General features: G+C 68.5%; 12 protein-coding genes. All 12 read right to left on the bottom strand.

Annotated features, from left to right (window positions below):
* Positions 1-79 precede the first annotated feature (79 nt).
* Positions 80-1,240: a flavodoxin-dependent (E)-4-hydroxy-3-methylbut-2-enyl-diphosphate synthase gene (ispG, locus tag AC1DWR_RS01540; protein WP_477615424.1), complete on the bottom strand. Its 1,161-nt coding sequence runs from the start codon at positions 1,238-1,240 to the stop codon at positions 80-82.
* An 88-nt stretch (positions 1,241-1,328) separates the two neighbouring features.
* On the bottom strand, positions 1,329-2,690 hold the full coding sequence (locus tag AC1DWR_RS01535) for a M50 family metallopeptidase (RefSeq protein ID WP_477623398.1): 1,362 nt from the start codon (positions 2,688-2,690) through the stop codon (positions 1,329-1,331).
* Complete coding sequence (dxr, locus tag AC1DWR_RS01530; RefSeq protein ID WP_477623397.1) at positions 2,690-3,958, bottom strand: 1-deoxy-D-xylulose-5-phosphate reductoisomerase; 1,269 nt, start codon at positions 3,956-3,958, stop codon at positions 2,690-2,692. The genes AC1DWR_RS01535 and dxr overlap by 1 nt, the downstream gene beginning before the upstream one ends.
* Before the next feature lie 84 nt (positions 3,959-4,042).
* Entirely contained in the window at positions 4,043-5,110 is a 1,068-nt protein-coding gene (locus AC1DWR_RS01525; protein ID WP_477615427.1) for a DnaB-like helicase C-terminal domain-containing protein, read from the bottom strand.
* 83 nt (positions 5,111-5,193) lie between these two features.
* A complete protein-coding gene (locus AC1DWR_RS01520) occupies positions 5,194-6,654 on the bottom strand; it encodes an NAD-dependent succinate-semialdehyde dehydrogenase (RefSeq protein ID WP_477623396.1) in 1,461 nt (486 codons plus the stop codon).
* Complete coding sequence (gene speB / locus AC1DWR_RS01515) at positions 6,654-7,748, bottom strand: agmatinase (RefSeq protein ID WP_477623395.1); 1,095 nt, start codon at positions 7,746-7,748, stop codon at positions 6,654-6,656. The genes AC1DWR_RS01520 and speB overlap by 1 nt, the downstream gene beginning before the upstream one ends.
* A 34-nt stretch (positions 7,749-7,782) precedes the next feature.
* The gene (locus AC1DWR_RS01510) at positions 7,783-9,060 is read right to left on the bottom strand and encodes a saccharopine dehydrogenase family protein (RefSeq protein WP_477623394.1); all 1,278 of its coding nucleotides are present in this window, start codon (positions 9,058-9,060) and stop codon (positions 7,783-7,785) included.
* A 6-nt stretch (positions 9,061-9,066) separates the two neighbouring features.
* Positions 9,067-9,867, bottom strand: coding sequence for an ABC transporter permease (locus tag AC1DWR_RS01505; protein WP_477623393.1), 801 nt, complete (start codon positions 9,865-9,867; stop codon positions 9,067-9,069).
* 1 nt (position 9,868) lies between these two features.
* Complete coding sequence (locus tag AC1DWR_RS01500) at positions 9,869-10,783, bottom strand: ABC transporter permease (RefSeq protein ID WP_477615432.1); 915 nt, start codon at positions 10,781-10,783, stop codon at positions 9,869-9,871.
* Positions 10,783-11,892 carry an ABC transporter ATP-binding protein gene (locus AC1DWR_RS01495; protein WP_477615433.1) on the bottom strand — a complete coding sequence of 370 codons (1,110 nt, stop codon included), beginning with the start codon at positions 11,890-11,892 and terminating at the stop codon, positions 10,783-10,785. The genes AC1DWR_RS01500 and AC1DWR_RS01495 overlap by 1 nt, the downstream gene beginning before the upstream one ends.
* Positions 11,892-13,118, bottom strand: coding sequence for a polyamine ABC transporter substrate-binding protein (locus tag AC1DWR_RS01490; protein WP_477623392.1), 1,227 nt, complete (start codon positions 13,116-13,118; stop codon positions 11,892-11,894). Before AC1DWR_RS01490 ends, AC1DWR_RS01495 begins: the two co-directional genes overlap by 1 nt.
* A gap of 57 nt (positions 13,119-13,175) precedes the next feature.
* Positions 13,176-14,633 (bottom strand): gamma-aminobutyraldehyde dehydrogenase, encoded by a 1,458-nt coding sequence (locus tag AC1DWR_RS01485; protein ID WP_477623391.1) that lies wholly within the window; start codon positions 14,631-14,633, stop codon positions 13,176-13,178.
* Positions 14,634-14,689 lie beyond the last annotated feature (56 nt).

Below are 14,689 nucleotides of genomic sequence, written 5' to 3'. Positions count from 1 at the left end.
TTGCTGGCTCGGTCGCGGGGCTGAGCCGGGGAGCAGGTCACTCTCGGGTCCGCTGGTGGGGGCGGGCCCGAGAGCCTGGTCAGCCGACCGTGACCGACGGAGCCCCGGCGCTTTCCTCGTCGATGGGCTCACCCATCTCGTCGGCGATGCGCATCGCCTCCTCGATGAGCGTCTCGACGATCTGGCTCTCGGGCACGGTCTTGATGACCTCGCCCTTGACGAAGATCTGGCCCTTGCCGTTGCCGGACGCGACGCCGAGGTCGGCCTCGCGAGCCTCGCCGGGACCGTTGACGACACAGCCCATGACCGCGACGCGCAGCGGGACCGTCATCCCCTCCAGTCCGGCAGTGACCTCGTCGGCAAGCTTGTAGACGTCGACCTGGGCCCGACCGCACGAGGGGCAGGACACGATCTCGAGCTTGCGCGGCTTGAGGTTCAGGGACTGCAGGATCTGGTTGCCGACCTTGACCTCCTCGACCGGCGGGGCGGACAACGACACGCGGATGGTGTCGCCGATGCCCTTGGACAACAGCGCACCGAAGGCGGTGGCGGACTTGATGGTGCCCTGGAACGCAGGCCCCGCCTCGGTCACCCCGAGGTGCAGCGGCCAGTCGCCCCGCTCGGAGAGCATCTCGTAGGCCTTGACCATGACGACGGGGTCATTGTGCTTGACCGAGATCTTGAAGTCGTGGAAGTCGTGCTCCTCGAAGAGGGAGGCCTCCCACACGGCCGACTCGACCAGGGCCTCCGCCGTTGCCTTGCCGTACTTCTCGAGAAGCCGGGGGTCGAGCGAGCCGGCGTTGACGCCGATCCGGATCGAGACACCGGCATCCTTGGCCGCCGCTGCGATCTGCTTCACCTGGTCGTCGAACTTGCGGATGTTGCCCGGGTTGACCCGCACCGCAGCGCAGCCGGCGTCGATCGCCGCGAAGACGTACTTGGGCTGGAAGTGGATGTCCGCGATGACCGGGATCTGGGACTTGCGGGCGATCGCCGGGAGCGCCTCGGCATCGTCCTGGCTCGGGCACGCGACGCGCACGATGTCGCAGCCCGAGGCGGTGAGCTCGGCGATCTGCTGCAGGGTGCTGTTGATGTCGGTGGTGGGCGTCGTGCACATCGACTGCACCGAGATGGGGGCGTCACCGCCGACCTCGACCTTGCCGACCTTGATCTTGCGCGTCTTGCGGCGGGGCGCGAGCACGGGCGGGGGCAGGGCCGGCATACCTAGTCCAACAGTCATGCGTTGAGTATCTCCCAGAGAGAGGTGGAGGCCGACGCCGGCTGGAAGCCGGCTCCGCGCCGGCCGCGTGGCCGACCCGAGGCCGGGGTCAGCCGAGCTTGACGGGCTTGACGAAGTCGGCGTAGATGAGCAGCGCGGACATCACGATGAGCACCGAGGACACCGCATAGGCGACGGGCAACGCCTTGGCGACGTCCACGTGCCCGGGGTCCGGGCGATTCAGCAGGCGTGCCGCGTTGCGCTTGAGCCCCTCCCACAACGCTCCCGCGACGTGGCCGCCGTCCAGGGGGAGCAGCGGGATCAGGTTGAAGACGAACAGCGCGAGGTTGAGGCCGGCCATCAGGTTGACCAGGATCGCGATCTTGCCGCCGAGGCTGTCGTCGAGTCCCTTGATGGAGCCCGACGAGATCTCGCCGGCCATCCGGCCCACGCCGACCACGGACACCGGACCGTTCGGGTCGCGTTCCTCGGAGCCGAACGCCGCCTGCGCGACGTCGGTCATCCGCTGCGGGATGTGCAGGAGCACCCCGGCGATGTGCGAGACCTGATCGCCGAGGATGCCAGGAACAACCGTGACGCTCTGGCGCTCGAGGGCCAGCACGGGAGCCGAGGAGACCCCGAGGAAACCGGCCTCGAGGACCACGGGCTGACCGTCGGCGTCCACCAGCGGGGTGCCGTCCGGGCCGACCTGCTGGACGGTGTTGCGGATCGGGCTGACCCGCAGCGTCTCCCGGACGCCGTCGCGCAGCACCACGATCTCGGTCTGCTCGCCGACCCTGGGCCGGATCTGCTTGCCGACATCGATGGTGCGCTTGATGGGTTGGCCTGCGATGGACAGGATGTGGTCGCCGGGCCGGATGCCGGCGATGAAGGCCGGGGTCTTGGGGTCGGAGGGGGCACAGGTCGTCTTGGCGGCCGCCTGGCTGGCGGGCACGACGCACTCGCTGACCGAGGCCACGACCGCCCCGTCCTTCTCCACCTGCATGCCGTAGATGGTCACCAGACCGGTGAGCAGCACGACGGCGATGACCAGGTTCATCACCGGGCCGCCCATCATGACGACGACCTTCTTCGGCACCGACAGCTTGTAGAAGACGCGGTCCTCGTCGCCGGGCCTGATCTCCTCGAGGCTGAGCTGACGTGCCTCGTCGGCGAGCTGGGTGAACCGGCCGGTGCTCGACACGCGCAACGTCCCGGGCTTGTCTCCCGGCCGCGGCGGGAACATTCCGATCATCCGGATGTAGCCGCCGAGCGGGATGCCCTTGATGCCGTACTCGGTCTCGCCCCGCCTCGTCGACCACACGGTCGGCCCGAAGCCGACCATGTACTGGGTGACCTTGACCCCGAACTTCTTGGCGGGGACGAGGTGCCCGATCTCGTGCAGCCCGATCGACAGGCCCACCCCCAGGACCACGAAGAGCACGCCGAGCACGTACAGCAGGGCCGTCATCAGCGAAGCGCCCCCTCGGTGTCCGCCAGCGACTCCTCGGTCATCGATCCAGTCTGCAAACCCAGCACCTTCCGAGCCTCCTCGCGCGCCCACGCGTCCGCGCGCATCACGTCCTCAACGGTCAGTGTCCCTGATTCGATCCCGCGTGCACCGCCGGACCCGTGGATGTCCACGATCCTGGCCACCGTGTCGACGATCTCGACGAAGCCGATGCGACCGTCGTGGAAGGCATCGACGGCGACCTCGTTGGCTGCGTTGTAGACCGCTGGACTGGTGCCCCCGGCCTCGCCGACCTGTCGGGCAAGGCGCACGGCCGGGAAGGCCGCGTCGTCGAGCGGTTCAAACTCCCACGACTGTGCCTGGGTCCAGTCCACGGGGACGTCGACGTCGGCGAGCCGCGCCGGCCAGGACAGCCCGAGCGCGATCGGCACGAGCATCCGCGGCGGTCCGGCCTGGGCGATGGTCGAACCGTCCACGAACTCCACCATCGAGTGGATCAGCTGCTGCGGGTGGACGACGACGTCGATGCGGTCGAACGGGATGTCGAAGAGCAGGTGCGCCTCGATCACCTCGAGCCCCTTGTTGACCAGGGTCGCCGAGTTGGTCGTGATGACGCGCCCCATCGAGAAGTTCGGGTGCGCCAGCGCCTCAGCCGGGGTCACGGGGCGCAACGACTCGCGGCTGCGCCCACGGAACGGTCCCCCACTGGCGGTGACCACCAGCCGGCGCACCTCGTCGGCGCGCCCCCCGCGCAGGCACTGGGCGATGGCCGAGTGCTCGGAGTCGACGGGCACGATCTGGTCCGGCTTGGCGGCGGCCTTGACCAGGGGTCCGCCCACGATGAGCGACTCCTTGTTGGCCAGCGCGAGCGTGGAGCCCTCGGTCAGGGCCGCCAGCGTCGGACGCAGCCCGATGGCCCCCGTGATTCCGTTGATGACGACGTCTGCGCCACACCCAGCGGCCGTCACCGCAGCGTCGTCCCCGACCACCACCTGGGGCCGGTATGCCGCGCGGCCGGCCCGCGCGGCATACGCACCAATGGCCTCGGCGACCTGCTCGTGGGTGCCGCGGGCCACCGCGACGAGGTCGACCTCGAACGTGACTGCCTGCTCGGCGACCAGCTCGACGTTGGACCCCGCGGAGAGGGCGACCACCCGGAAGCGGTCGGGGTTGCGCGCGATGACGTCCAGGGCCTGGGTGCCGATGGAGCCGGTCGAGCCGAGGACGGCGACGGTGCGCGGGGAAGTCACTGGTTCATTGTCGCGCATGTCGGCAGGCACGCGGTCCCGCCCCGCTCGAGCCGCTGGCCGGACGACCGTCCTGCGCCACCTGGGTGGCGCGTCCGGGCACACCTACTCCTGGAAGACACGCTCCTCGATGAGCTGCTCCTCGACCACGCGACCGGCCGGCTCGAACCGGCCCTGGTCGAACCGCTTCTGGAACTCCAGCTCGAGGTGGTCGGCGCCGTTGCGGTTCTTCTCGATCGACATGACGACCCAGTGGCGGAACCGCTCGGCGTTACCCAGGTGGTAGACGAGGTGGTGCTTGGCGACGATGTCGTACTTGTCATTGAGGATCAGGACGACGTCGGCCTCGTAGGCGAGGGCCGACGAGCCACGCAGGTCGTTGACCCGCATCCGCCGGCCGGCCACCAGGCTGGACTTGTCGGCGGCGACGATCGCCAGGACCGGGACGCCCAGCTCGAGCGCCATGTCCTTGAGCCGCTCGACGACGATGGAGACTCGCTCCTCCTCGCCCATGACCCCGGCCACCGGGACCTTCTGGAGGTAGTCGACCAGGACCAGTGGGGGGCGTCCGTCGGTCTCGATGATCTCGGCAACGGCGGCACGGATCTCATCGAGCGTGGTGTGCATCCCGCTCGAGGTGTGCACGTGCAGTCGTTGGCCGTAGCTCTCGAGGGCCTCGACGGCCTCCATGCCGCCGACGGTCTCACCGAAGCGCTCGCGCATCGACTTCGTGCGGCTGTGCCTGGCTTCGAAGCCGGCCCTGATCTTGTTCAGACCGACGGCGTCGGTGCCGGCGATGGCTCCCGCCTCGATCGCGATGAGCCGCTCCAGGATGCTGTGGGCGTCGTGCTCGTAGGAGAAGAGCACCGCGCTGCGGTTGGCCGCGACGGCGTTGCGCAGCATCTGCAGCGCCATCGCCGTCTTGCCCAGTCCCTGCGGCCCACCGAGAAGGACCAGCTCGCCCGAGCGGAAGCCACCGGTCAGGGCCACGTCGAGGGCGTCGAAGCCCGTGGGCCAGACGCGTGCTCCGGCGGTCTGGCCCAGCCGCAGCTTCTCGTCCGTCTCGAGGAGGACGTCGGCGAGCGATCGCAGTCGGCCGACGTTGCGCGACTGCACTGGCGGTTCGCCGGTGATGGACAGGACGCTTGCTCCCGCTGGTTCAGCGCTGGTCATGCGACAGATTGAACCGTCGATGTGCCTCCGGTGGAAACGGTTCGGTGAACTTTGGCACCGAACGGATGACCCCAGTTCAGCCCTTAAGGGGCAATCCCGACATAGGTGGTCTCGAGGTACTCCTCGATGCCCTCGAAGCCACCCTCCCGGCCGAAGCCGGAAGCCTTGACGCCGCCGAAGGGGGCTGCCGGATTGGAGATGATCCCCTGGTTGATGCCGATCATCCCGTACTCCAGCGCCTCACTGACCCGGATCACCCGTCCGAGGTCGTTCGTGTAGACGTACGAGGCGAGGCCGAACTCGGTGCTGTTGGCCTTGGTGATGGCCTCGGCCTCGGTACGGAAGGTGGCGATCGGGGCCACGGGCCCGAAGATCTCCTCCTTCATCATCCGAGCCGTCATGGGCACCCCGCTGATCACGGTCGGCTCGAAGAAGTAGCCCCGGCCCTTGACCTGTCCTCCGCCGGTCAGGACCGTGCCCCCCTTGGCCTTGGCGTCCTCGACCAGCTCGCTGACTCCGTCGCGCGCCTTGGCATCGATCAGCGGACCGACGTCGACGCCCTTCTTGGTGCCCTTGCCGAGGGTCAGGCCGGCCATCCGCGCGGCGAACTGCTTCGCGAACTCGTCAGCCACACCCTCGTGGACGAAGAACCGGTTGGCCGCCGTGCACGCCTCACCGATGTTGCGCATCTTGGCGAGCATCGCGCCATCGACGGCCCGGTCGAGGTCGGCGTCCTCGAAGACGATGAACGGGGCGTTCCCGCCGAGCTCCATGGAGACCCTGAGCAGCTGTTCGGCCGACTGCTCGACCAGCCTGCGACCGATCCCGGTTGAGCCGGTGAAGGTGAGCTTGCGCAGCCTGGGGTCGCGGATGAGGGGTTCCATCACGTCACCCGTGTGGGACGTCGTGACGACGTTGAGGACACCGGCGGGCAGCCCGCATTCGCGCAGCAGGTCCGCCAGGGCGAGCATGGTCAGCGGGGTCTGGCTGGCCGGCTTGACGACCATGGTGCAGCCGGCAGCGATGGCCGGCCCGATCTTGCGCGTGCCCATCGCCAGCGGGAAGTTCCACGGCGTGATCATCAGGGTCGGCCCGACGGGCTTCTTCATCGTGAGCAGCCGGGTCGCCCCGTTGGGAGCCGTCGACCAGCGACCGTGGATGCGAACGGCTTCCTCGGAGAACCAGCGGAAGAACTCGGCGCCGTAGGTCACCTCTCCGCGCGACTCGGCAAGCGTCTTGCCCATCTCGAGGGTCATCAGCGTGGCGAAGTCCTCGGCGCGCTCGGTGATCCGTTCGAACGCTGCACGCAGGATCTCGCCCCGGTCGCGCGGACGCGTCTTGGCCCAGTCCCCTTGCGCCGCAACGGCTGCATCGAGGGCCGCCTTGCCGTCGGCCACCGTGGCGTCGGCCACGTGGGCGAGCGTGGCACCGCTCGAGGGGTCCTCGACGGCAAGGGTGCCGCCGCCCGTGGCGTCGCGCCACGCGCCGCCGATGAACAGTCCCTTGGGAACCGAGTCGATGAGGGTCTTCTGGGTGGTGGCCATCAGCCGTGGTCCTCCGGTGCGTGGTCGTGCGTGGCGTGGGTGTGGTGGTGCTGCGGGATGTGCCCCTCGGGAATGGCTCCGTTGCGCCCGGCGAGCAGCGGTTGCGAGGGGTCCCAGCGAGTTCCCTCCCGCTCGTCCTGCCGTTTGCGCGCGATCGCCGAAAGGGCTTCGAGGACAACGCGGTTCGCGAGCGCGGCGGTGATGTCGGCGTGGTCGTAGGGCGGGCTCACCTCGACGATGTCGACACCGACGACCGGTAGCTCGAGACAGATCCGGCGCACGGCGTCGAGCAGCTGTCGGGCCGAGAGCCCACCGGGCTCCGGGGTGCCGGTGCCCGGCGCATGGCCCGGGTCGCAGACGTCGATGTCCACCGACAGGAAGACACCGTCGCAGTCGTCCGTGGCGATGGTGAACGCCTCGGTGAGGACCTCGTCGAGACCCCGGTGCACGATTTCGGTCATCTCGAACGACCGCATCTCCTGACCGGCCATCCAGTCGAGGGTCTCCGGCGGGGGCCAGTAGCCCCGCAGCCCGACCTGGAGGAACCGGTCGCCTCGCAGGGCACCGGACTCGATCAGCCGGCGCATGGGCTGGCCGTGCCCCCACAGGGAGCCGAACTCGATGTCACCGGTGTCGGCGTGCGCGTCGAAGTGGATCATCGAGATGCGACCGTGGCCGAGGACGTTGGCGACACCCTTGGCGTCCGGGAAGGCGATCGAGTGGTCGCCCCCGAGGACGACGGGTATGGCGCCCGCCCGCGTGACGCGCTCGACCGCGGCCTCGAGCTTGGGCAGGGACCGCTCGATGTCGCCGGAGTACATCTCGACGTCGCCCGCGTCGACGACCCGGAGGTCGACGAGGCCGTCGGTCCGCAGCGCCAGGGAGGGGCGCGACCCGTCGTGCGGCAGGTAGTCGGTCATCCGGATCGCCTGGGGTCCGAAGCGCGTTCCGGGCCGGTGTGAGGTGCCCCCGTCGAAGGGCGCACCGAGGATCACGACGTCCGCATCGGCATACGTGCTCTCGTCTTCGAGGTCGCAGCGGTCCACGCCGAGGAAGGTGAAGTCGGGGCCGTACTGCTGCCCGTATCGCGTCATGATTCGACCCTAGTGCCGTTTCGAGGTCATGGTCTCAGCGGTCTTCCTGGCCCCAGGGCGAGCCGTACCCGCCGGGCTTCGGCGCCGCCAGGAGCTCGAGGAACGGCACCGCGTCGAAGGCCTCGGGGCCGAGGACACCAGACCCGCTCCAGGTGCCGTTCGCCAACAGCTCCAGGGCCACCACCGGGTTGACGGCGGTCTGCCAGACGACGCACTGGGCGCCGTAGTCACGCATCGTCTCCTCGTTGTCCACCACGTGGTAGAGGTAGGTGCTGCGCGGCTGACCGTCCTTGCCGGTGCCCGTGACCCAGACCCCGGCGCAGGTCTTGCCCTTCATCCGCGGGCCGATGGTGGCGGGATCGGGCAGCACCGCGGCGACGACGTCGCGGGGCGACACCTGCACGCCCTTGACGCTGACGGGGTCGGTGCCGTCGAGGCCGAGCGTGTGCAGGGTGCGCAGGATGGTGATGAGCTCGTCACCGAGGCCGTACTTGAAGGTCACCCGCTGCGCGTCGAGCCAGCGGGGCATGAGGAGCACCTCCTCGTGCTCGACGTGGACGCACTCCACCGGCCCGATGCCCTCGGGGAACTCGAAGACCTCGGGCTCGCTGAACGCCGGCAGGGTGAAGAAGCCCGCTTCGACGTCTCCCCCGCCCGCGTCGGCCCGCGAGCGCTCCCACACCACCGGCGGGTTGAGGCACTCCTCGATGATGGTCCACATCGAGAAGCTCGGCGCGAAGGTCTCGTTGCCGTCGTCGTCGAGGACCGCGAGGTTGGCGCCGTCACGGGTCCCGAGCTCCTCGATCGTCGAGAACAGGTGGTCGGACGCATAGCGCGCGAGGACGTCCGACAGCCCCGGCTCGACCCCGATCCCCAACAGGGCCAGCTGACCCGACTCCTCCCAGGCCCCCTGCATGGCGAACTGCTCGTCACCGAGCTTGACGCCGACCTTGGCGTAAGGCTCCTCGGGGTGGCGGCGGGACAGGCTCATCGCCATGTCGAGGTAGCCCGCACCTGCTGCGAGGGCGCCCCTGAAGATGGGCATGACGAACCGCGGGTCCACGGCGTTGAACACGTGCGTCGACCCGTGCTCGCGAGCCAGCGCGGCCACCGCGTCCTCATCCGACGCGTCGACCTGGGCCGCGACGAGCCGCTGCTCGCCGTCACGCCTGGCGCTCGCCGCCGCGACCGTGGCCTGAGCACGACCGAGGTCGTAGTCGGCCACGACGAAGGACTCGAAGAAGTCCCGTTCGACGGCGATGCGTGCGGCAGCGTCACCGACGCCGCCGGCGCCGATCATCAGGATGCGCATGGCGGATCAGGCTGCTTTCTGACGTCGGCTGGAGAGGAGCTGCCCGGTGATCACGAAGCCGAGGGCCGCCAGGAACATGACTGTGCCGATGACGTTGACCTGGACCGGGACACCACGTTGGGCCGCACCCCAGACGAACATGGGGAAGGTGATCGAGCTGGGTGAGGCGTTGAAGTTGGTGATGATGTAGTCGTCGAAGCTGAGCGAGAAGGCCAGCAGCGCCCCGGCCGCGATACCGGGCGCCGCCAGGGGCAGGGTCACCCGCAGGAACGTCTGGGCGGGTGTGGCACCCAGGTCGGCCGCAGCCTCCTCGAGCCGTGGGTCGAGCGTGGCTACCCTCGCCTTCACCGCAACCACCACGAACGAGACACAGAACATGATGTGCGCGATGAGGATCGCCGTCGCACCTGAGGGGATCCCCAGCATGAGGAACAGGGTCAGCAGGCTGGAGCCCATGACGACCTCGGGAGTGGCCATCGGGACGAAGATGAGCAGGTTCGTGGCCGCCCGCCCACGGAACCGGTAGCGGCCAAGGGCGAGGGCCACCATCGTGCCGAGCACGGTGGCGACCACGGATGCAGTCACGCCGATCCGCAGGCTGAGCCCCAGCGAGCTGCAGATCCCGGGCGACCCGCACGGGTTCGTCCACGCGTCCGTCGAGAAGCGTGCCCAGTTGTAGTTGAACTTGCCCACGGGGTCGTTGAAGGAGAACACCGCCACGACGACGTTGGGGATGAGCAGGTAGAGCAGCACGGCGAACGCCGCGAAGGCGACGAGGTGCCGGCGAATCCTGGCGAGGACGGCCATGTCAGACCAGCTCCTCGGTGCCGGCCTTGCGCACGTAGGCAGCCACCAGGGCGACGATGAGGATGAGCAGGATGAACGACAGCGCCGCAGCCAAGGGGTAGTCGAGCACCCGCAGGAACTGGCTGTCGATGACCTGGCCGATCATCACGGTCTGGGTGTTGCCGAGCAGCCGCGAGTTGATGAAGTCGCCCGCGGCCGGGATGAACGTGAGCAACGTGCCGGCGACGACCCCGGGCAGCGACAACGGCCACGTGACGCGCCGGAACGCCTCCCTCGGGGAGGCGTAGAGGTCGCCCGCCGCCTCGACGAGTCGACTGTCGAGACGTTCCAGCGACGCGTACAGGGGCAGGATCATGAAGGGCAGGAAGTTGTACGTGAGTCCGCAGATCACGGCGAACTTGGACGCCAGGAGGGTGTCGTTGTCGGTGAGGCCCACGGCCTGCAACAGGCTCGTGAAGCCCGTGTTCTGGGCCAGTGCCACCACCGGGCCGTCGTCGGACAGGATGTTGCGCCACGCCAGCGTGCGGATGAGGAAGCTCGTGAAGAACGGCGCGATCACGAGGACGAGCAGGATGTTCTTCCAGCGACCGGCCTTCTGGGCCATGAAGTACGCCAGCGGGTAGCCGAGCAACAGCGCGAGAATCGTCGCACTGCCGGCGTAGCCGACCGACCGCACCAGGTGCGGCCAGTAGCGCTCGAAGGCGTCGGCGTAGATGCCCACGTTGCCCGTGAACGTGTAGCCCTCGTCGACGTTGCCCTCCTGCAGCGACTGGGACCCCAGCGTGATCATGGGTGCGACGAAGAAGACCAGCAGAAACAACAGACCGGGGGCCAGCAGCGCGTAGGGAACCCAGCGACCCCGACGGACGGGCTTGTTGACGGGTGTCCCCGCGCCGATGGCAGCGACCTCGGCCACTACCCCTCCTCCTCGACGCCGGCGTCCGCGGCCTGCGCCGCGTCGAGTGCGAACCCGTGTTCGGCCGCCCACGAGACGGTGACGTCGTCTCCCCGCCTCGCCCGACCCGACCCGTCGTTCTGCTGCACGACGGTGAGCTCCTGGCCCCACGGCATACGCACGAGGTATTGCGTCGCCACACCCGAGAAGGAGACGTCGGTGACCGTGCCACTGAGGCGGTTGGGTCCTCCGTGCTCCCCCAGGCGGAGCTTCTCGGGCCGCACCCCGAGCCAGATGTCCTTGGTGCCCTCGGGCAGGTGGTCAGCAGCCACCGTGAGTGGCGTGTCGTATGCCGTGACCGGCACCTCCGCGCCTGTCGCACCACCCGTCACCGTGGCCTTGAGCAGGTTGGACTGGCCCAGGAAGTTGGCCACGAACGTCGACGCCGGACGCTCGTAGAGGGTGGCCGGGTCACCGAGCTGCTCGATCCGCCCGGCGTTCATCACCGCGATGGTGTCGGCCATGGTCATGGCCTCTTCCTGGTCGTGGGTGACGTGGATGAAGGTCAGACCGACCTCCTGCTGGATCCGCTTGAGCTCGATCTGCATCTGGCGTCGCAGCTTGAGGTCGAGGGCGCCGAGGGGCTCGTCGAGCAGCAGCACGTCGGGACGGTTGACGACCGCACGGGCGAGCGCGACGCGCTGCTGCATGCCCCCGGACAGCTGCGCCGGCTTCTTGGTCGCGACCTCCCCGAGCTGGACGAGCTCGAGGACTTCCCTGGCCTTGGCCTTGGCGGCCTTGTCGCCTCGGCGCTTGAGCCCGAACTCGACGTTGTCGATCACACTCATGTGGGGAAAGAGCGCGTAGGACTGGAACACCGTGTTGACATTGCGCTGGTGCGCCTTGGTGTCGGTGATGTCCGTGTCGCCGATGTGGATCCGCCCCCCGCTCGGGTGCTCGAGCCCGGCCACCATCCGCAACGTCGTCGTCTTGCCGCAGCCTGATGGGCCGAGCAGCGCGAAGAAGGAGCCCTGGGGGATCACGAGGTCCATGGGGTGGACCGCGGTGAAGGTGTCGAACTGCTTGGTCAGACCGGTCAGCCGCAGGTCCCCGGACGTCTCCGTCGCCATCAGCCCGTCGCCAGGTTGGTGAACATGCGGGTGTACTCGGACTCTTCCTTGGCGGTGAGGTCCCGGAACTTCTTCGCCTTGGACAAGGTCTCGGCCGAGGGGAAGATCAGCTGGTTGGCGCCCAGGCTCTTGTCGATCGCCACGACCGCGTCCTTGGTGCCGGTCACCGGCGAGATGTAGTTGACCCAGGCCTCGACCTCGCCCATCACCTTGGGGTCGTAGTAGTAGTTGATCAGCTGCTCGGCGTTCTTCTTGTGCTTGGCCATCGCGGGGATCACGAAGTTGTCCGACCACAGGGTGTATCCGGCGGCGGGGAGGGTCAGACCGAGCTCGGGGGCGTCGAGCCCGAGCGATGCCACGTCACCCGACCACGCGACGCAGGCGGCGATGTCGCCGGCGCTGAGCCCGTCGGTGTACTCGTTGCCGGTGAACTTCTGGATCTGGCCCGCGTCCTTGGCCTTCTGGATCATGTCGATCGCGGCCTTGAAGTCGGCATCGGTGAAGTTCGACGGGTCCTTGCCCTGGTCGAGCAGGACGAGACCGACGGTGTCGCGCATCTCCGACAGCAGGGTGACCTTGCCCTTGAGCGACGGGTCCGTGAGCAGCTGGGTGATCGTCTCGATCTTCTTGCCACCCGTCGCCTTGGTGTTGTACCCGATGCAGGCGAAGCCGGCCTGCCAAGGCAGGGAGTACTTGCGGCCGGGGTCGAAGGACACGTCCTGGAAGGCTGCCTCGAGGTTCTTGGCGTTGGGGATGTTGGCCTTGTCGAGCGGCTGCACGTAACCCTGTCGGATCAGCCTGGCGACCATCCAGTCGGTGGAGCACCAGACGTCGCGACCGGTGTCCTGGCCGCCGGCGAGCAGCGGCCGGACCTTGGCGTAGAACTCGTCGTTGTCGTTGTAGTCCTCGGTGTAGTTGACCTTGATCCCCGTGGCCTTGGTGAAGGCATCGAGTGTCGGGCGGCTCTTCTCGTCGTCCGAGACGTCGATGTACTGCTGCCAGTTCGACCAGTTGATGACCTTTTCGGTGTCGGACATGTCCTGGGCCGCCTTGGCCGTGGGCGCGGTGGTGCTGCTGCCCGAGTTCGTGGCGGTCTTGCCCTTGGATCCGCAGGCTGCCAGGGCGGCGACCCCGAGACCGGCGGATCCCACCATGAGGGTGCGGCGGCTGAGCACGCCACGCAGGAACGCTGCCTGTATGGGGGTGACGGGGGTCTGTTCGTTCATCGATCTCTCCTGCGGGGTGGGGGCAGTCGGGGCGTTGGACCGCGTGACGCGGGTGGCTCAGCTGTCGATGTTGGCCATCACGTGCTTGATGCGCGTGTAGTCCTCGAAGCCGTACATGGACAGGTCCTTGCCGTAGCCGGACTTCTTGAACCCTCCGTGGGGCATCTCGGCGACGATCGGGATGTGCGTGTTGATCCAGACGCAGCCGAAGTCGAGGGCCTTGGACACCCGCATCGCCCGGCCGAAGTCCTTGGTCCAGACGCTGGAGGCCAGCCCGTAGTCGACTCCGTTGGCCCACCGCAGGGCCTCCGCCTCGTCAGTGAAGCGCTGGACGGTGATGACCGGACCGAAGATCTCGTCCTGGATGGCCTCGTCGTCCTGCTGCAGCCCCGAGAGCACGGTCGGCTCGAGGAAGAAGCCGTCACCCAGGCCGGACATCCGGTGGCCACCGGCGGCGACCGACGCGTGGTCGGGCAGTCGCGACAGGAACCCTTCGATGCGCTCGAGCTGGCCACGGTTGTTGACGGGGCCGAGCAGCGCGTCGTCGTTGTCCGGCAGACCGACCGTCGCCGAGTTCTTGGCGTACTCCCCCAAGGCCGCGACGAAGTCGTCGTGGATGTGCGGAGCGGCCAGCACCCGGGTCGCGGCCGTGCAGTCCTGACCGGCGTTGAAGTAGCCGGCGATGGCGATGCCCTCGACCGCTGCCTCGATGTCGGCGTCGTCGAAGACGATGACCGGTGCTTTGCCACCGAGCTCGAGGTGGACGCGCTTGAGATTGCGGCTGGCGCTCTCGGCGACCTGCATCCCGGCCCGCACGGAGCCGGTGATGGCTACGAGGGCGGGGGTCTTGTGCTCGACGACCGCGCGACCGGTGTCGCGGTCACCCGTGACGACGTTGAACGTGCCTGGCGGCAGGAACTCCGAGGCGATCTCGGCCATCAGCAGGGTCGTCTCGGGAGTGGTGTCGGACGGCTTGAGGACGATGGTGTTGCCGGCGGCCAGCGCAGGGCCGATCTTCCAGACGGCCATCATCATCGGGTAGTTCCAGGGGGTCACCTGGCCGACGACCCCGATCGGCTCGCGACGGACCCAGCTGGTGTGACCCTTCATGTACTCACCCGCGGCGCGGCCCTCGAGCACCCGAGCGGCGCCGGCGAAGAACCGCAGCTGGTCGACCATCGGCGGGATCTCCTCGCTCGCCGTCAGGGCGTGCGGCTTGCCGGTGTTCTCGGACTCGAGGCGGACGAACTCGTCGGATCGCTTCTCGATGGCGTCGGCGAACTTGAGCAGCGCCTGCTGCCGCTCGCTGGGGGTGGTCTGACCCCACTCCTCGAAGGCCTTGGCGGCCGAGGCGTAGGCGGCGTCGACATCGTCCGCGGTCGAGATGGGGGCAGTGGCGACCACCTGGGCGGTCACCGGGCTGACGATGTCGGAGGTCGCATCGCCGCGCGCCTCCACGAACTCGCCGTTGATGAAGTTGCGCAGGACACGGGGGCCCGCGGACGTGGCAGTCACTGATGCTCCAATGCGGATCGGCTACTGATTCCGGTGTGTGGCACTGTAGCCGCCTC

Source organism: Pedococcus sp. P2_E2, from assembly GCF_056403955.1.
This window is presented reverse-complemented; position numbering and strand designations above follow the sequence as displayed.